This window comes from Kitasatospora albolonga (assembly GCA_002082585.1).
Classification (GTDB): domain Bacteria; phylum Actinomycetota; class Actinomycetes; order Streptomycetales; family Streptomycetaceae; genus Streptomyces; species Streptomyces stephensoniae.
On record CP020563.1, the window covers coordinates 4230082 to 4248336 of the forward strand.

Sequence of the window (18255 nt, forward strand, 5' to 3'; positions counted from 1 at the left end):
CCCATGCCCCCGGCCAAGAAGCGCCCGCGCGCCTACGACCACCTCAGGACCCGGACGGCGGTCCTCGCCCAGTTCGCCCATGTCCGCGACGCCGTCGCCGGGTTGACGCCCGAGCAGCTCGCCCGGCCGACCCGGCTCGGTGACTGGACGGTCCGCGAGCTGGTCGCGCACATCGCGCTGGGGCTCGGCGCGGTCAGCCGGGACCTTGCCCTGCCGGAGCCGCCCGGACCCAAGCCCGCGACCACCCTCCTGGAGTGGGCACCGGCCGTCGCCGCGGCCGTCAGGGACACCACGGCCCCGCCCCCGTCCGCCGGGCGCCCCGACCTCCCCGCGCTGTACGGGGAGGTGGAGGCGGCCTTCCTCGCGGACGTGCCGGCCTCCGGCACGGGGGACCGGCTGCTGACCACCCGGGTCGGCTCCATGCGGCTGGCCGACTACCTGGTCACCCGGACCGTCGAACTCGTCGCCCACACGGACGACCTGAACGCGGCGCTCGGCCTGGAGATCCCGTACGACCGCCAGGCGCTGGCCGCCTGCACCCGGCTGCTGGCGGACACCCTCGCCGACCGGGCGCCCGGCGGTTCGGTCGAGGTGCGCGTCCCGCCGTTCGCGGTGGTCCAGTGCATCGGCGGCCCCAAGCACACCCGGGGCACCCCGCCCAACGTCGTGGAGACCGGCGCGCTGACCTGGGTCCGGCTCGCCACCGGGCGTACGGAGTGGGCGCGGGCCCTGGCGGACGCCGAGGTCAGCGCGAGCGGCGAGCGCGCCGACCTGGCGGAGCTGCTGCCGCTGATGGGGTGAGCCGCCCCCGTACGGAGCAGGCGCGGCGGAACGTACGGAACCGGATCGGGGCCCCGTTCCGTCAGATCGCCATGCGCACACAACGTATGGCTACCGGCGTCAGCGTCCTGGCCCTCCTCACCCTCGCCGCCTGCGGTACGGACGCGGGTTCCGGCCCGGGTTCCGGTTCCGGGGGCGGTGGTGGCGGCGACACCGCGCGGAGCGATGTGCCCGTCACGGGGGTGGCGTGGAGCGTCGACTCCCTGACCGTCGACGGGAAGAGGACCGCGGCCCCCGAGGGCTCCCGGCTGGAGATCGACCGCAAGGGCCGGGCCACGGCCTACTTCGGCTGCAACCACATCGGCGCCAAGGCCGAGGTGGACGGCGACCGGATCACCCTGAGCGAGCAGGCGCACACGGAGATGGCGTGCGGGGAGAGCGTCGACGCGTTCGAGAAGGCCGCCGTCGCCGCGCTCGGCTCCGAGCTCACCGCGAAGCTCTCCGGCGAGAAGCTCACCCTCACCACCGAGGGCGACGACACCCTCGCGCTCAGCGAGGAGAAGGCCGCCGACCTGGTCGGCACCCGGTGGGCGGTGGACACCCTGCTCGACGGCGAGAGCGCGACCTCCGTCCCCGCCGATCTGCCGGAGGACCGGGCGCCCCACCTGACCTTCGGCGAGGACGGCACGGTCCAGGGCAACTACGGCTGCAACTCCTACCGGGGCACCGCCGAGGTCAAGGGCTCCGCGATCACCTTCGGCCCGCCGGCCGGTACCAAGAAGCTGTGCCCGGACGCGGAGATGGAGACGGAGCGCGCGGTCCTCGCGGTCCTGGACGGCCCGGCGACGTACACGGTCAAGGGCCGTACGCTCACCATCACCGCGGACGACGGCAGGGGCATCGCCGCCACCGTCGCACCGGAGGAGGGCGAGGGCACCCGGGAACAGGGGTGAACCCCCTTCCCGGCGTGGACACCGGTGTGAGGCTCACCACGAAACGAGCGTTCGGCCGACGGCCGCGGCGGGTTCGGGGCGGGTTCACCGAGCGCCACGGCCGTCGGCCGCCGCCCGGCCGGAGACCCTCGGCCCTACTGGCTGGTAACCGGCCTCCCGGCCCGGCAGTGAGCCCCGCGTCCGTCCCCCGGGCCCCGTACCGCCTGCCTCGCGGTCACCCACCGTGACCGGCCGAAGTCCCGCGAATCACCCGCCCGGCGCCTGCCCGGCGCGGCGGGCGGAGCCGTTCCCCGTGTTCCGTACCGGCTTCGCCGACCGGTCCCCAATTCGGACCAGTGGTCGATCTCGCCTACACTCGGTGCCGTGCCCCGTGGTGATGGACGACTCAACCACGACCTGCTCCCCGGAGAGAAAGGCCCCCAGGACGCTTGTGGCGTCTTCGGTGTCTGGGCTCCGGGTGAAGAGGTCGCCAAGCTCACCTATTTCGGACTGTATGCCCTGCAGCACCGCGGACAGGAATCCGCGGGCATCGCAGTGAGCAACGGGTCCCAGATCCTGGTCTTCAAGGACATGGGACTGGTCTCGCAGGTCTTCGACGAAACGTCTCTGGGTTCCCTCCAGGGCCATATCGCGGTCGGTCATGCCCGCTACTCCACCACCGGTGCCTCGGTGTGGGAGAACGCGCAGCCGACGTTCCGTGCCACCGCGCACGGCTCGATCGCCCTCGGCCACAACGGGAACCTGGTCAACACGGCCCAGCTCGCGGAGATGGTCGCCGACCTCCCCCGCAAGGACGGCCGGGCGACCCAGGTCGCCGCGACCAACGACACCGACCTGGTGACCGCGCTGCTCGCCGGACAGCGCGACGAGAACGACAAGCCGCTGACCATCGAGGAAGCCGCCGCCAAGGTGCTCCCCGACGTCAAGGGCGCGTTCTCGCTCGTCTTCATGGACGAGCACACCCTCTACGCCGCCCGTGACCCGCAGGGCATCCGCCCGCTGGTCCTCGGCCGCCTGGAGCGCGGCTGGGTGGTCGCGTCGGAGTCCGCCGCACTCGACATCTGCGGCGCCAGCTATGTACGCGAGATCGAGCCGGGCGAGCTCATCGCCATCGACGAGAACGGTCTGCGCACCTCTCGATTCGCAGAAGCGAAGCCCAAGGGCTGTGTCTTCGAGTACGTCTACCTGGCCCGTCCGGACACCGACATCGCCGGCCGGAACGTGTACCTCTCCCGGGTGGAGATGGGCCGCAAGCTGGCCGAAGAGGCGCCCGTCGAGGCGGATCTGGTCATAGCGACCCCGGAATCCGGCACCCCCGCCGCGATCGGGTACGCGGAGGCCAGCGGCATCCCGTTCGGCGCCGGACTGGTGAAGAACGCCTATGTCGGCCGGACCTTCATCCAGCCCTCGCAGACCATCCGCCAGCTCGGTATCCGGCTCAAGCTGAACCCGCTGAAGGAAGTCATCAAGGGCAAGCGCCTGGTGGTCGTGGACGACTCGATCGTCCGCGGCAACACCCAGCGCGCGCTGGTCCGGATGCTCCGCGAGGCCGGGGCCGCCGAGATCCACATCCGGATCTCCTCGCCGCCGGTGAAGTGGCCCTGCTTCTTCGGGATCGACTTCGCCACCCGCGCCGAGCTGATCGCCAACGGCATGACCGTGGACGAGATCCGCACCTCGATGGGGGCGGACTCCCTCGCGTACATCTCGATCGACTCCATGATCGAGGCGACCACGATCGACAAGCCCAACCTGTGCCGCGCCTGCTTCGACGGTGAGTACCCGATGGAGCTCCCGGACCCGGAGCTGCTCGGGAAGCAGCTGCTGGAGACCGAGCTGGCGGCAGGGCCCGCGGCCACCGCTGCGGCCGACGCGCTGCGCCGTCCGTGACCCGGACGGGCCGCCGCCCCTCCCACCAGCCCCGTATCTCCACACGAAAGATCCCAGGCCATGTCTGAGACAACAGGTGCTTCCTACGCGGCCGCCGGCGTCGACATCGAAGCCGGTGACCGCGCCGTCGAGCTGATGAAGGAGTGGGTGAAGAAGACCCAGCGCCCCGAGGTCGCGGGCCTCGGCGGGCTCGGCGGCTTCGCCGGCCTCTTCGACGCCTCGGCGCTCAAGCGGTACGAGCGTCCGCTCCTCGCCTCGGCCACCGACGGTGTCGGGACCAAGGTGGACCTGGCGCGTCAGATGGGCGTGTACGACACCATCGGCCACGACCTCGTCGGCATGGTCGTGGACGACCTCGTCGTCTGCGGGGCCGAGCCGCTCTTCATGACCGACTACATCTGCGTCGGCAAGGTGCACCCCGAGCGTGTCGCGGCGATCGTGAAGGGCATCGCCGAGGGCTGCGTCCTCGCGGGCTGCGCCCTGGTCGGCGGCGAGACGGCCGAGCACCCCGGTCTGCTGGGCCCGGACGACTTCGACGTCGCCGGAGCCGGTACGGGCGTGGTCGAGGCCGACCGGCTGCTGGGCCCGGACCGTATCCGCACAGGTGACGCGGTCATCGCGATGGCGTCCTCCGGTCTTCACTCGAACGGGTACTCACTGGTCCGCCACGTGGTCTTCGACCGGGCCGGCTGGACGCTGGACCGCGAGATCGAGGAGTTCGGCCGGACGCTCGGCGAGGAGCTCCTGGAGCCGACCCGGATCTACTCGCTGGACTGCCTGGCGCTCACCCGGACGACCGAGGTGCACGGCTTCAGCCACGTCACCGGCGGCGGTCTGGCCAACAACCTGGCCCGGGTCATCCCGGACGGGCTGCACGCCACCGTGGACCGCTCCACCTGGACGCCGGGCGCGGTCTTCGACCTGGTCGGCAAGGCCGGGAACGTGGAGCAGCTGGAGCTGGAGAAGACGCTGAACATGGGCGTCGGCATGATCGCGATCGTCCCGGCCGACTCGGTGGACGCCGCGCTGACGACGCTGGCCGACCGCGGGGTCGACTCCTGGGTCGCCGGGGAGATCACCGAGCGCGGTGACCACGCCACGGGCGCCGAGCTGACCGGCAGCTACGCACGCTGAACCGTACGACGTACGCCGTGGTGCGCGGGGCTCCCCGCCCGGCGCACCACGGAGGCACCGGCACCGGCCGGGACATGGGCCGGGATACGGGTCGGGACACACAGAACCCGGCCCGGGGCAGGCCCGGACCGGGTTGATGTGTCAGCGCGAGGTCAAGCGCCGCGGCGCTGTGACGACGGACCGGACTGATCGTCCTGATCCTCGTCATCGTCCTTGTTGTAGCGATCCGCGTACTGTGCGTACGGGTCATCTTCCTCGTCGTCGTCCTCGAACGGCTCGGCGTTCGGTGGCTGACTCGAAGGCGATGCGCCCAGCTCATTGGCCAGACGCGACAGGTCCGTCCCGCCGCTGCTGTACTTCAGCTGGCGGGCGACCTTGGTCTGCTTGGCCTTTGCCCGGCCGCGCCCCATGGCTCGACCCCCTCGGTGACGGGGCTCGACGGCCCCAGAGTCTTGACACGCGTTCATGTTTCAGGACGGGCTCTCGACAGAGAGACCGTGCCCGTAGGGCTTTAACGGTACCTGCTTCCGTGGCCATACGGTACGCCGCCCGTGTCCTGCGCCCGGTGCAGGACCAGTGAGGAGCCCCGTCCCCGCTGGTCAACTGCGATTTTAACCTCTTCTGGGCGCACGACCCGCCGACCGGCGTGAGTCTTGTCTCCCGCCGGTCGGCGCGCCGCCCCTTCCGCGTCAGCGGCTGCGTGCCTCCGCCATCCGCTGCTCGGCGATCCGGTCGGCCGCCGCGGCGGGCGGAATCCCATCCGTCTTCGCACGTGCGAATATTTCCAGCGTGGTGTCGAAGATCTTCGCCGCCTTGGCCTTGCACCGCTCGAAGTCGAAGCCGTGCAGCTCGTCGGCGACCTGGATCACCCCGCCCGCGTTGACCACGTAGTCGGGGGCGTAGAGAACCGACCGGTCGGCCAGGTCCTTCTCGACGCCCGGGTGGGCCAGCTGGTTGTTGGCCGCGCCGCACACCACCTTCGCCGTGAGCACCGGGACGGTCTCGTCGTTCAGGGCGCCGCCGAGCGCGCAGGGCGCGTAGATGTCGAGGCCCTCGGTGCGGATGAGCGCCTCGGTGTCCGCGACCACGGTGACCTCGGGGTGCAGATCGGTGATGCGGCGCACCGACTCCTCGCGGACGTCGGTGATCACGACCTCGGCCCCGTCGGAGAGCAGGTGCTCGACCAGGTGGTGGCCCACCTTGCCGACCCCGGCGACGCCGACCTTGCGGCCGCGCAGCGTCGGGTCGCCCCACAGGTGCTGGGCCGAGGCCCGCATGCCCTGGAAGACACCGAAGGCGGTGAGCACGGAGGAGTCGCCCGCGCCGCCGTTCTCGGGGGAGCGGCCGGTGGTCCAGCGGCACTCCCGGGCCACGACGTCCATGTCGGCGACGTAGGTGCCGACATCGCAGGCCGTGACGTACCGGCCGCCGAGCGAGGCGACGAACCGGCCGTAGGCCAGGAGGAGTTCCTCGGTCTTGATCTTCTCGGGGTCGCCGATGATGACGGCCTTGCCGCCGCCGTGGTCGAGCCCGGCGAGGGCGTTCTTGTACGACATCCCGCGGGACAGGTTCAGCGCGTCGGCGACGGCCTCGGCCTCGGTGGCGTACGGGTAGAAGCGGGTGCCGCCGAGGCCGGGGCCGAGGGCGGTGGAGTGGAGGGCGATGACGGCCTTGAGGCCGGTGGCACGGTCCTGGCAGATGACGACTTGCTCGTGGCCACCCTGGTCCGAGTGGAACAGGGTGTGCAGTACATCAACGTGCGCGCTGGTCACATCGGTCACTGTGGTGACTCCCAAGTACGAAGCGGCGGAAGACCCTCCTAAGGGTGGGGAGGGCCACGGACCAGCCGGCACGACGGGTCCGATGGGCAAGAGCGTAAGTCCTCGGGCGGCGCGTATCTGCCCCCCTGCGGAGGATCACCCCCTGGGGGTGTACGGGCGTGGCACGATGCGCTGCATGTCGGTGGTGTCTTCAGTGCTCGTCCCTTACACGTCCTACCTCCGGGTGTACGAGCCGCTCGCCGCCTTCGCGGAGCCCGAGCGCAGTCACTGGGCCCGGTACGCCGAGCGCCCGGAGCTGCCCACGGCCCAGGACGAACTGCGCCGCTCGCTGGCCGACCTGCTGCCGACGCCGCCGGTCGGGGTGCCCGTGCACGAGAGCGGTGACGCGTTCGTGGCGGAGCTGTACGGGGTGGTGTGCGTCTGTCCGTGGCGGACCCGGCTGCGGGGGTGGCTCGCGCTGGAGGAGCTGGAGGGGTCCGGGGCGCAGGGGGGAATGTTTCCGGCCAACGTGCTGGACGCCCTGCTGCCCGAGGTGGTGCGGGGCCAGGCGCGGGCCGACCACGAGCGCTGGCGGCGCCGGAACCCGGACGCGCGGCCGTGGATCCGTACGACGGTGTGGCAGGTCCCGGTGCGCTGGTTCGTCCTCTTCCGCGACGAGGAGCGGGAGTACGTGGCGGCCGACGGCGAGGGGCGGTGTGCGGTGCTGCGCTACCGGACGCCGATGGTGGAGGCCCGGCGTCGGCTGGCCCGGGCGCTGCGGACGCTGCGCGAGAACGTCGCCGACGGCCCGCTGACCGAGGGCCTGGTCGATGTGGGGCGCTGGCTGGAGGAGTTCCATCCGCACTCGCTCGTGGAGCTGGACTACGGGGGCCTGGTGCACGCGCTCCCCGCCGAGCAGCTCGCCGGGGACCGGTCGGCGGCGGATGTGGCGGAGGGGCTCGCCGCGCTGGGGAACGGTGACGGCGAGGGAGCCGGTGAGGCGTACGCGCGGCTCGCGGAGCGCTGGCGGGCGGTCCGCGACCGCCGGTTCACCAACTGACCGGCCCCGTCGCGCGCCCTGTTCACCGCCCGTCCGGCCCACCCCGCCCGCCCTGCTCACCAATTGACGTGAAAAGACCCACAGCGGCATCAACGTGACGGAACCGGGGCATCCTTCATCCAGGACGGACCGGAAGGCCGATCGGGCGGGAAGGAGGAGGAGCGCGAGCCCGGCGAGGGAGTCGGCCGGATCGCCTGGGCGGAGACCGTGAAGGGAACTGACGGGCCGTGAACCCGTGTCCCGTGTGACGCGTGTGGTGGGTGGGGCGGAAGAGTACGCCGCCCGACCCAGGACCTACGTCCCGAACCGGGCCTTTGCCTCAAGCGTGATGGATAGCACTAACGGGTCCCTTGCGCCCATCCCTACTCCTCGTGCCAAAATAGGACAAGGAGTCCGGGGAGGGCTCCTTCCGTCCGAGTAAGGGCGGATTAGCTCAGCATTGCACTCTATGGGGGGTCTGACGACTCCTGATCGCTCTGTGACTGATCGTCACGGTGGTGTGACTGTCCGCTATGGCATGGTCCATCGGCTTTCCGTCGCTGATGAACACCTGGGAGGGCAATTCCATCGGTTTGGCCGACGCGGCTGGACGGATGGTGTAGTTGTAGTGCCGAGGACAAGCCGTTCGTCCTATAACCGACTCGGCCCGCGTCCGCCATTTCGGGCAACGCGGGTCAAGGTGCAGAATTTAGAGGAAAGAACCGAGAAGGTTCGGTTCTCCCGAGGAGGCCGCTCATGACCGCTCGCACCCCTGATGCCGAGCCGCTGCTGACCCCGGCTGAGGTTGCCACGATGTTCCGCGTGGACCCGAAGACGGTCACCCGTTGGGCCAAGGCTGGCAAGCTCACGTCCATCCGCACGCTCGGTGGACACCGCCGGTACCGCGAGGCAGAGGTCCGCGCACTGCTTGCGGGTATTCCGCAGCAGCGCAGCGAGGCCTGACACACCCCTGCCCCGCAGCGCAACAGCAGCACAGCATCACAACCGGGCAGCCGCCGGGTCCCCCAACCCCAGGCCGCCCACCCATAGCTCCACTTCGACGGACGCCTGCCCCAACGGGCGTCATACCTGTGTATCGGGTGCGTCGTCTTTGATCGCGCTGGACTCCGCCGGGTCCAGCGCGATCTTTTTGTGCCCGGGGCCGGGCGGGGCCGGTACGGCCTCCCCTCGGTCGGCACCGCCTCTCCGGCCGGGATCGCCCCTCCGGGCCCGGATCGCCCCTCCGGGGGCTTCGCGTGCCCCGTAAGCCCGTTCGTACACCCTCCGGGCCCCCTGGGCGCCCCTGGGCCCTCCGGGGGCGTGCTTCCCGCTTCCCTCCGGCCGGGTCGGTAAGGGGCGCCCCGTAACCGGGTGGTCGGTCGGCTTCCGTATCTCTTCCCCGAAGCGCCCGCAGTCCGTCCCGGCGCCGTTCGTGGGTCCTTGAGCGGGTCTGTGCGGGAGTGTGGGTGACCGTCCCGGACTCGGTGGGACAGCCCCGGACGGAACGGTCCGGGAGAGCGTTCACCCGAGTGCAATTGCACATATTAAATTCGCCAGTTGTAGGCGAGGCGTAAAGTACCCCGGTCTGAAAACTCTTTCGGTGACACCCGTCACACCGCCTGATGCTTGCCAACTACGAGCCTGCCACTGCGTGGACGCGGAGTCATCCGGCCGATGGTCATGTCGCGGCGGGTCTTTCGTCCTCGCCCCCGTCCGGCGGAGCGGCGGCGGAGGGGGGCCCGGCCGGGCTTCCGGCGCGACGAGAGGGGGCTGCCGGGCTTCCGGCGTCCCTGTCGCTCTCCCCGGACTCCCTGGACTCCCCGGATTCCCCGGGCTCCATGGCGAGGCGCAGCAGCCGGTGGCAGATCGGGCAGTGACGGGTGAGGTGCCCGAAGCCGGAAGCGGCCGCCAGATGGGCACGGAGCAGTGCGCGGGTCTCGTGTCGTGCTGTGGACGCGGACATACGAGCCACCTCCCGGTGAGCCCGGCCGTCCCCCGCCGTAGGAAGCGCCGAGGGAAACAGGGACAGCCTCTGCTCTACGGGGTACCGGCGGCGCGAGGAGCCGTCAAGGGTGCGAGGAGCTGTCAGGACGCGAGAAAGCCCGGATCGAAATGATCCGGGCTTTCTTCCACTGCGGTCCTGACGGGATTTGAACCCGCGGCCTCCACCTTGACAGGGTGGCGAGCACTCCAAACTGCTCCACAGGACCAGGTTTTCGCCGCTTGCCTTGCGGCTTGCTGCGAAACCAGACTGTACAGGAGGTGGGAGGTCCAGGTCGACTTCACTCCTGGTGGTGACACCGTCACCGCCTCACCGCGCCTGCCCTCAGGGTGCGAGGGCGTCGATCGCCTTCACGATCCGCTTGTCCGAGACGGGGAACGCGGTGCCCAGGGCGTGCGCGAAGTAGCTGACCCGCAGCTCCTCGATCATCCAGCGGACGTCCAGCACCTCCTGCGGCACCGGCCGCCCCTGCGGGAGCTGTTCGAGCAGCCACGCGTACTCGTCCTGCATCTCGTGGACCTTCGCCATCCGCGTGGTGTCCCGCTGCACGGCCGTCGGCATCTGCTGGAGCCGCCGGTCGGCCGCGACCAGGTAGCGCATCAGGTCGGGCAGCCGGCGCAGCCCCGTCGCCGTAACAAAACCGGGCGGTACGAGACGGGCCAGCTGCTCCCGTACGTCGGTGACGTTGGCGAGCAGCGTCGGGCTGGTGGTCGCCTTCAGCCGCCGCTCGCACGCCTGCCAGGCGGCCAGCACCTGCTGCACCTGGTCGATCGTGCGGACGGTCAGATCCACCAGATCGGCGCGGACCTTGTCGTACAGCGTCCGGAACGCCTTCTCGTCCCACGCCGGGCCCCCGTGCGCGGCGATCAGCCGGTCGGCGGCGGCGGTGGCGCAGTCCTCGAAGAGGGCCTGCACCGAGCCGTGCGGATTGCGGGACAGGGCCAGCTTCTGCTGGTTGGTGAGCCGGTCGGAGGCGAACTTCGCCGGGTTCACCGGGATGTTCAGCAGGATCAGCCGCCGCGTGCCGCGCCACATGGCCTGCTGCTGCTCGGCCGCGGTGTCGAAGAGGCGTACGGCGACGGTGTCGCCCTGGTCGACGAGGGCCGGGTACGCCTTCACCGGCTGCCCGGCCCGACGCGTCTCGAAGACCTGGTTCAGCGTGCCGATCGTCCAGTCCGTGAGGCCCGAACGCTCGATGGACTCGCCGGAGGGCCCCGCGGTCGCCGCGGCGGCCTTGGAGAGCGCCTGGCGGGCCTTCGGGCGCAGCCGGAGCTTCAGCGCCTCCAGGTCCTTGTCCTCGGCGACCTTGCGGCGCCGCTCGTCGACGATCCGGAACGTGATCTTCAGGTGGTCCGGGACCCGGGAGAGGTCGAAGTCGTCGGCGGTGACCGGCACCCCGACCATCCGCTGGAGCTCCCGGGCCAGGGTGACCGGCAGCGGCTCCTGGAGCGGGACCGCCCGGTCGAGGAACTTGTCCGCGTAGTTCGGTGCGGGGACGTAGTGCCGGCGGACCGGCTTCGGCAGCGAGCGGATCAGCTCGGTGACGACCTCCTCGCGCAGCCCCGGGATCTGCCAGTCGAAGCCCTCGGAGGTGACCTGGTTCAGCACCTGGAGCGGGATGTGGACGGTCACGCCGTCCGCGTCCGCGCCGGGCTCGAACTGGTACGTCACCTTGAACTTGAGCTTCCCCTGCCGCCAGGAGTCCGGATAGTCGTCCTTGGTGACGGCCCCGGCCTTCTCGTTGATCAGCATGGAGCGCTCGAAGTCGAGCGCGTCCGGCTCCTCGCGCTTCTTGTGCTTCCACCACGAGTCGAAGTGCGCCCCGGAGACGATGTGCTCGGGAATCCGCTGATCGTAGAAGTCGAAGAGCGTCTCGTCGTCCACGAGGATGTCGCGGCGCCGGGCGCGGTGCTCCAACTCCTCGACCTCGCCCAGGAGTTTGCGGTTGTCGTGGAAGAACTGGTGGTGGGTGCGCCAGTCGCCCTCGACCAGGGCGTTGCGGATGAACAGGTCCCGCGAGGCTTCCTGGTCGATACGGCCGAAATTGATCTTGCGCTGGGCGATGATCGGCACCCCGTAGAGCGTGACCCGTTCGTACGCCATCACCGCGGCCTGGTCCTTCTCCCAGTGCGGCTCGCTGTACGTGCGCTTCAGCAGGTGCTGGGCCAGCGGCTCGATCCACTCGGGCTCGACCCTGGCGTTGACCCGCGCCCAGAGCCGGGAGGTCTCCACCAGCTCCGCCGACATCACGAACCGGGGCTGCTTCTTGAAGAGCGCCGACCCGGGGAAGATCGCGAACTTGGCGCTGCGCGCGCCCAGGTACTCGTTCTTCTCGGTGTCCTTCAGCCCGATGTGCGACAGCAGCCCGGAGAGCAGCGAGACGTGCACCGCCTGCTCGGGGATCGACGCGTCGCCCTTGGGCTCTTCGACGGTGATGCCCATCTGCTTGGCGACCGTCCGCAGCTGCGCGTAGATGTCCTGCCATTCGCGGATGCGCAGGAAGTTCAGATACTCCTGCTTGCACATCCGGCGGAACGAGGACGAGCCACGCTCCTTCTGCTGCTCGCGGACGTAACGCCACAGGTTCAGGTACGCCAGGAAGTCGGACGTCTCGTCCTTGAACCGGGCGTGCTGCTGGTCGGCCTGCGTCTGCTTCTCCGAGGGCCGCTCGCGCGGGTCCTGGATGGAGAGGGCGGCGGCGATGACCATGACCTCGCGGGCGCAGCCGTTCTTGTCGGCCTCGATGACCATCCGGGCCAGGCGCGGGTCGACGGGCAGCTGGGAGAGCTTGCGGCCGAGGGGCGTGAGCCTCTTTTTCGGGTCCTTCTCGCCCGGGTCGAGCGCCCCCAGTTCCTGGAGCAGCTGCACACCGTCGCGGATGTTGCGGTGGTCCGGCGGATCGATGAACGGGAACTTCTCGATGTCGCCGAGCCCGGCGGCGGTCATCTGGAGGATGACGGAGGCCAGGTTGGTCCGCAGGATCTCCGGGTCGGTGAACTCCGGCCGGGTGACGAAGTCGTCCTCCGAGTAGAGCCGGATGCAGATGCCGTCCGACGTACGGCCGCAGCGGCCCTTGCGCTGGTTGGCGCTGGCCTGGGAGATCCGCTCGATCGGCAGCCGCTGGACCTTGGTGCGGTGGCTGTAGCGGGAGATCCGGGCGTTGCCCGGGTCGATCACGTACTTGATGCCGGGGACGGTCAGCGAGGTCTCGGCCACGTTCGTCGCGAGGACGATGCGGCGTCCCGTGTGGCGCTGGAACACGCGGTGCTGCTCGGCGTGCGAGAGGCGCGCGTAGAGGGGGAGCACCTCGGTGTGTCTGAGGTTCCGCTTGTTCAGCGCGTCCGCCGTGTCCCGGATCTCGCGCTCACCGGAGAGGAAGACGAGGACGTCACCGGGGGCCTCGTGGCTCAGCTCGTCGACGGCGTCGCAGATCGCGGTGATCTGGTCGCGGTCGGAGTCCTCGCTGTCCTCTTCGAGGAGAGGCCGGTAGCGGACCTCCACCGGGTACGTCCGCCCGCTGACCTCCACGATCGGCGCGTCCCCGAAGTGGCGGGCGAACCGCTCCGGATCGATCGTCGCGGAGGTGATGACGACCTTCAGATCGGGGCGGCGCGGCAGCAGCCGGGCCAGATAGCCGAGCAGGAAGTCGATGTTCAGCGACCGCTCGTGGGCCTCGTCGATGATGATCGTGTCGTACGCCAGCAACTCGCGGTCCGTCTGGATCTCGGCGAGCAGGATGCCGTCCGTCATCAGCTTCAGATACGTCGACTCCGGGTTCACCTGGTCGGTGAAGCGGACCTTCCAGCCGACGGTCTCGCCGAGCGGAGTCTTCAGCTCGTCCGCGACCCGCTCCGCGACCGTACGCGCCGCGATCCGGCGGGGCTGGGTGTGCCCGATCATGCCCCGGACCCCGCGCCCCAGCTCCATACAGATCTTGGGGATCTGCGTGGTCTTCCCGGACCCGGTCTCCCCGGCGACGATCACGACCTGGTGGTCGCGTATCGCCTCCAGGATCTCGTCCTTCTTCTGGCTGACCGGCAGCTCTTCCGGATACGACAGGGCGGGCAGCCGGGCCGCGCGCGACGCGAGCCGGTCGGCCGCCTTGCCCGCCTCGGCCGCGATCTCGTCCAGCACGGACTGGCGGGCCTCGGGCTTGCGGATGCGGCGCGCGCCTTCGAGGCGCCGGCCGAGCCGGTTCGCGTCACGGAGCGAGAGCTGTCCGAGCTGGGACTGGAGATCGGCAAAGGAAGTAGACATACGGCTCCCAGGATCTCACCCGGGCGTGAGGAGTGGCGACCCCATTTCGGGCGGACCGCGTCACGTGCCACGTACCATTTCGGGCAGTCGAACGCTCGGCCCCGTGCGAGCGCAGGTGAGAAAGGCCCGGTCCCGTGTCCCGTACGCAGTGGTGCTGTCTGACGGCGCTGCTCGCGATCGTCATGGGGCTGCTGGGCGGACCGGTGGGCGCGGCTTCTTCTTATGCGGCTCTTTCTCATCCGGTTCCTTCTTATGCTGACGCGTCAGCCTCCGAGGGCGTCGCGTTCGCGGTGGGGGAAGCCGTGACGGCGACGGTCACGGAGGTCGCTCCGGCCCCTGTCGCGGAGTCCGCCGTGGGAGCAGCCGCTCCGGCCCCCGTCGTGGAGGCCCTCGACGCGGACGCCCCGGTCCCCGGCTGCGGGCGGCCCGGCGACCATGACAGCGAGCCCGCCGTCCCGACCCGGGCCCGTACCGCGTACGACCAGGCCCCCGGCCTCGCGCCATGGGGGCTGCCCGCCGCGACGGGCGCCCTTCAGGCCGAGCCGCCGCCGGGGATACGGGTCCGGGCCCCGGTCCCCGCCACCCCTACCCCTGTCGAGCTCTCCGTGCTGAGGGTGTAGGCCGGCACCCGCCTGACCCGCACCTTTCTCTCCCGCTCACGTTCCGCACCACCAGCACGGAGTTCCGCATGCCCACGCCCAAGAAGTCCACGTCCGGTTCGAAGAAGCCCCTCGTCTACGGCGCCGTGATCGTCACCGCCGCAGCCCTCCTCGGCTTCGCCTCCTACAAGGCCACCGCCCCCGGCAACTCCGCCACCGACACCTCCACCACCAGCCCCGCCGCCGAGGTCTCCGCCGATCCGCAGGCGGGCGTCTACCCGGAGCTGGCGAAGCTGGCCCGCCGCGACGCGGGCGACAAGCTGGCCGTCGGCCGCACGGACGCCCCGGTCGTGCTGATCGAGTACGCCGACTTCAAGTGCGGTTACTGCGGCAAGTTCGCCCGCGACACCGAGCCCGAACTGATCGAGGAGTACGTCGAGGACGGCACTCTGCGCATCGAGTGGCGGAACTTCCCGATCTTCGGCGAGGAGTCCGAGAACGCGGCGCGCGGGTCCTGGGCGGCCGGGCAGCAGGGCCGCTTCTGGGAGTTCCACGCGGCGGCCTACGCCGAGGGAGCGAAGGAGAAGGGGTTCTCCAAGGACCGGGTCAAGGCGCTCGCGCAGGAGTCCGGGGTCAAGGACCTGGCCCGCTTCATGAAGGACCTGGACGGCGAGGCCGCCCGCGCGGCCGTCGCGAAGGACCAGGAGCAGGCGTACGGGATCGGCGCCACGTCCACCCCGTCGTTCCTGATCAACGGCCGCCCGATCGCGGGAGCGCAGCCGAAGGAGACGTTCACGCGGGCCATCGAGGCGGCGGCGGAGCAGGCGAGGACCGCGGCTGGGCCGGAAACCACCGAGGGCTCCGAGGACGCCGCCAACTCCACGGGCTCCCAGGACGCCGCCAAGTGACGGCGGACATCGGCTACTTCGCGGCCTTCCTGGGCGGACTGCTGGCCCTGGTCAGCCCGTGCAGCGCGCTGCTGCTCCCGGCCTTCTTCGCGTACTCCATCGACTCCACCTCCCGCCTGCTCGCCCGTACCGGCATCTTCTACGCCGGGCTCGCCACCACCCTCGTACCGCTCGGGGCGGCGGGCTCGTACGCGGGGAGGTTCTTCTACGGCCACCGGGACGCCCTGGTCACGGGTGCGGGCTGGCTGATCATCGGGCTCGGGGCCGCGCAGATCGTCGGCCTCGGCTTCGCGTCGAAGCGGCTCGCGGAGATCAGCGGCCGCATCCGCCCCACCACCGCCTTCTCCGTCTACGCCCTGGGCGCGGTCTACGGCCTCGCGGGCTTCTGCGCGGGCCCGATCCTCGGCAGCGTCCTGACCGTGGCGGCGGTCAGCGGCAGCCCGGTCTACGGGGGCCTGCTGCTGGCGGTCTACGCGCTGGGCATGGCCGTCCCCCTCTTCGTCCTCGCCCTGCTCTGGGAACGCTTCGACCTGGGCCGCCGCACCTGGCTGCGCGGCCGGACCGTCGAGCTCGGCCGGTTCCGGCTGCACACCACCTCGCTGCTGTCGGGCCTGTTCTTCATCGGCCTGGGCGCGCTGTTCCTCGTGTACGACGGAACGACCGCGCTCCCCGGCCTCCTCGGGGTCGACGCCTCGTTCGCGGTGGAGCAGTGGGCGCAGGGCCTGGGCGAGCGGGTGTCGGACGCGGTGCTGCTGGGAGCCGTGGTGCTGGTGGTGCTGCTGGTTCTCGGCGTACGGGCCTGGCGGCGGCGCGAGCCGGCGGTCGAGGAGGCCGGGAAGGGGTGAGAACGGCGAAGGCCCCGTCCACCGGACGGGGCCTTCGAGAAGTGGCTGGGGCCGGGATCGAACCGGCGACCTATCGCTTTTCAGGCGATCGCTCGTACCAACTGAGCTACCCAGCCACGCAGCCGCTGGGGCTGCAAGCGGTCCTGACGGGATTTGAACCCGCGGCCTCCACCTTGACAGGGTGGCGAGCACTCCAAACTGCTCCACAGGACCAAGCAATGTGCGAAACAAGTCTCGCACACGGTGAAACGTGCCCCCAACGGGATTCGAACCCGTGCTACCGCCTTGAAAGGGCGGCGTCCTGGGCCACTAGACGATGAGGGCTATTGGCCCGCCGGTTCGCTTTGCAGCGCGTCGGGGACGTGAGAAGCATATGGGATGGGTGGAGCTATCGCCAAAACGGTTTACGGCGAGGGGGCGGGCCGCACCGGAGAGCCGGTCGGAGACGGCGTGGGGGAGGGGGAGGCGGGGGCGTCCTTCTCCAGGTTCTCCTCCGGAAGATGGCGGCTGACCTCGGCCGTCGTCAGTCCGAGACCGCCGAGCGTGATCTCGTCCCACGCCTGGAGACGGCGGGTCGAGCGGTCCAGGTAGAGCACCGAGGCGCGCACCTTCTCCGGCTTCTCGTTCTGCACCGCGCGCAGCCCGCCGCCGCCCGTGGAGCCCTCCACCTTCAGCCGCGTACCGCCCTTCAGCTGTTCGTTGACCCGGTTGTGGAGGTGGCCCGCGAGGACCAGCGGGACCGTGCCGTCGGTCTGGCGGGCGGTGGCCGGGTCGTGGGCGACGGCGATGTCGACCGGGGTGCCCGCCTGCTCCTGGTCGCGCAGGGCGGAGGCCAGCCGCATCCCCTCCAGCTCGGCGGCCGCCTTCCCGCCGACCGGCCGGGTGCGGTCCGGGGTGAACGAGGCGTCCCCGGTCCCGGCGATCCGGAGCCCGGCCACGTTCACGGCCCGGCCGTTGTCGAGGACGCGTACGTTGCCGAACTTCTCCAGGTACGCCTGCGTGACCTTTGAGTCGTGGTTCCCGCGCACCCAGACGTACGGGGCGCCGAGGTCGCGGATCGGGTCGAGGAAGCCGTTCTCGGCGGCGGAGCCATGGTCCATCGTGTCGCCGGAGTCGATGATCACGTCGATCTCGTACTGCTCGACGAGCGAGGCGATGATGTGCCAGGCCGCCGGGTTCAGATGGATGTCGGAGACGTGCAGGGCGCGGATGGTGCCGGGGTCCGGCTGGTAGACGGGGAGCGTGGAGGTGGCGTCGTACAGCCGGGTGACGTTGGTGACCAGGCGGGCCAGCTCCTGCTGGTAGATGTCGAACTCGGTGACGATCGAGCGCGCGTCGCCGACCAGGGACGGGGCGCTGGAGAGCAGCCCGGAGAACTTGGGCTCCAGCACGGACTTCGGGTTCCAGGTGGCGTACGCGCTGACGCCCGACGCGGCCAGCAGGGTGAGCGCGAGCCCGCCTGCGGCCAGGGCGCGGCGCGGGCGGCGGTAGACGACGAGGCCGAGCGCGGTCGCCCCGGAGATCACGGCGACACAGGAACGTACGGCCAGCTCCCGGGTACCGGCGGCGACATCCCGGGTGACCTCGTCCTGGAGCCCGGAGAACCGTTCCGGCTGGTCCACCAGGGCCTGGGAGCGTGCGGGGTCGAGGCGGTCCACGTCCACGTCGAGGCGGAGCGGGGCGATGTGCGAGTCGAGTTCCAGGGCGCCGAGCGGGGACACGTTGATCTTGCTGCCGCCGGTGAGGGAGGGGCGCAGGGTCATGTTGGTGTCCATGGGGCCGACCGGCGTACGGATGGACCCCACGGCGAGCAGCCCGAGCCAGGCCCCGACCACGACGACGCCGAGCATGGAGAGGGCGCGGACGAACGGCCGGGGACGGCCGGATTCCGCCAGGTCGCCGGGGACGGGCTTGCGCGACGGGGACTTCGGGCGGGCGGACGGGCTGAGAAGGTGCCGGACGCGGTCGGCTGCGGCACGGAACGGGGCGCGGACCATTGGGCGCGTATGCCCCGGTACGGCCCCGCCCATGCGGGGAGGCGGGCGGGAAGTGGATCAGGCGGTGGTGGGCGCGCGGTGGAGGAGGACC

The 18255-nt window shown here is 70.7% G+C and carries 14 protein-coding genes and 4 tRNA genes; 9 read left to right on the top strand and 9 right to left on the bottom strand.

All coding sequences use genetic code 11. The features are described from left to right. The first annotated feature begins 3 nt into the window (after nt 1–3). The 4 genes from B7C62_18420 (at nt 4) to B7C62_18435 (ending at nt 4757) form a co-directional block, all read left to right on the top strand. A complete protein-coding gene (locus B7C62_18420; protein ARF74004.1) occupies nt 4–801 on the top strand; it encodes a hypothetical protein in 798 nt (265 codons plus the stop codon). A 71-nt stretch (nt 802–872) separates the two neighbouring features. Next, on the top strand, nt 873–1733 hold the full coding sequence (locus B7C62_18425) for an META domain-containing protein (protein ID ARF77245.1): 861 nt from the start codon (nt 873–875) through the stop codon (nt 1731–1733). A gap of 363 nt (nt 1734–2096) precedes the next feature. Then, complete coding sequence (locus B7C62_18430) at nt 2097–3623, top strand: amidophosphoribosyltransferase (protein ID ARF74005.1); 1527 nt, start codon at nt 2097–2099, stop codon at nt 3621–3623. Nucleotides 3624–3683: 60 nt separating this feature from the next. Next, nucleotides 3684–4757, top strand: coding sequence for a phosphoribosylformylglycinamidine cyclo-ligase (locus tag B7C62_18435; protein ID ARF74006.1), 1074 nt, complete (start codon nt 3684–3686; stop codon nt 4755–4757). A gap of 152 nt (nt 4758–4909) precedes the next feature. Here B7C62_18435 and B7C62_18440 read toward each other — a convergent pair whose 3' ends face one another. Then, a complete protein-coding gene (locus B7C62_18440) occupies nt 4910–5167 on the bottom strand; it encodes a hypothetical protein (GenBank protein ID ARF74007.1) in 258 nt (85 codons plus the stop codon). Nucleotides 5168–5446: 279 nt separating this feature from the next. Beyond that, a complete protein-coding gene (locus B7C62_18445; GenBank protein ID ARF74008.1) occupies nt 5447–6538 on the bottom strand; it encodes a valine dehydrogenase in 1092 nt (363 codons plus the stop codon). A gap of 175 nt (nt 6539–6713) precedes the next feature. Here B7C62_18445 and B7C62_18450 point away from each other — a divergent pair, with 175 nt between their 5' ends. Together B7C62_18450 and B7C62_18455 are read left to right on the top strand one after the other, a co-directional pair. Beyond that, complete coding sequence (locus B7C62_18450; protein ID ARF77246.1) at nt 6714–7577, top strand: hypothetical protein; 864 nt, start codon at nt 6714–6716, stop codon at nt 7575–7577. A gap of 735 nt (nt 7578–8312) precedes the next feature. Next, nucleotides 8313–8519, top strand: coding sequence for a MerR family DNA-binding transcriptional regulator (locus B7C62_18455; protein ID ARF74009.1), 207 nt, complete (start codon nt 8313–8315; stop codon nt 8517–8519). Nucleotides 8520–9234: 715 nt separating this feature from the next. Here B7C62_18455 and B7C62_18460 read toward each other — a convergent pair. From B7C62_18460 to B7C62_18470, 3 genes are all read right to left on the bottom strand, one after another. Further along, complete coding sequence (locus B7C62_18460) at nt 9235–9519, bottom strand: hypothetical protein (GenBank protein ARF74010.1); 285 nt, start codon at nt 9517–9519, stop codon at nt 9235–9237. A gap of 172 nt (nt 9520–9691) precedes the next feature. Next, nucleotides 9692–9766 (bottom strand) — tRNA-Asp (locus B7C62_18465). 116 nt (nt 9767–9882) lie between these two features. Then, entirely contained in the window at nt 9883–13815 is a 3933-nt protein-coding gene (locus B7C62_18470; protein ARF74011.1) for an ATP-dependent RNA helicase HrpA, read from the bottom strand. 134 nt (nt 13816–13949) lie between these two features. On the opposite strand from B7C62_18470, the gene B7C62_18475 reads away from it, so the two are divergent. The 3 genes from B7C62_18475 to B7C62_18485 all read left to right on the top strand — a co-directional run bounded on the left by B7C62_18475 (nt 13950) and on the right by B7C62_18485 (nt 16167). Further along, entirely contained in the window at nt 13950–14435 is a 486-nt protein-coding gene (locus B7C62_18475) for a hypothetical protein (protein ARF74012.1), read from the top strand. Between the two features lie 68 nt (nt 14436–14503). Next, nucleotides 14504–15322, top strand: a complete 819-nt coding sequence (locus tag B7C62_18480) for a disulfide bond formation protein DsbA (protein ID ARF74013.1) — start codon at nt 14504–14506, stop codon at nt 15320–15322. Next, on the top strand, nt 15319–16167 hold the full coding sequence (locus B7C62_18485) for a cytochrome C biogenesis protein CcdA (protein ARF74014.1): 849 nt from the start codon (nt 15319–15321) through the stop codon (nt 16165–16167). The genes B7C62_18480 and B7C62_18485 overlap by 4 nt, the downstream gene beginning before the upstream one ends. 42 nt (nt 16168–16209) lie before the next feature. Here the strand turns inward: B7C62_18485 and B7C62_18490 are convergent. From B7C62_18490 to B7C62_18505, 4 genes are all read right to left on the bottom strand, one after another. Next, nucleotides 16210–16283 (bottom strand) — tRNA-Phe (locus B7C62_18490). A 22-nt stretch (nt 16284–16305) separates the two neighbouring features. After that, nucleotides 16306–16380 (bottom strand) — tRNA-Asp (locus tag B7C62_18495). 38 nt (nt 16381–16418) lie between these two features. After that, nucleotides 16419–16491 (bottom strand) — tRNA-Glu (locus tag B7C62_18500). Nucleotides 16492–16571: 80 nt separating this feature from the next. After that, nucleotides 16572–18164 (bottom strand): hypothetical protein, encoded by a 1593-nt coding sequence (locus tag B7C62_18505; GenBank protein ID ARF74015.1) that lies wholly within the window; start codon nt 18162–18164, stop codon nt 16572–16574. Nucleotides 18165–18255: the final 91 nt, after the last annotated feature.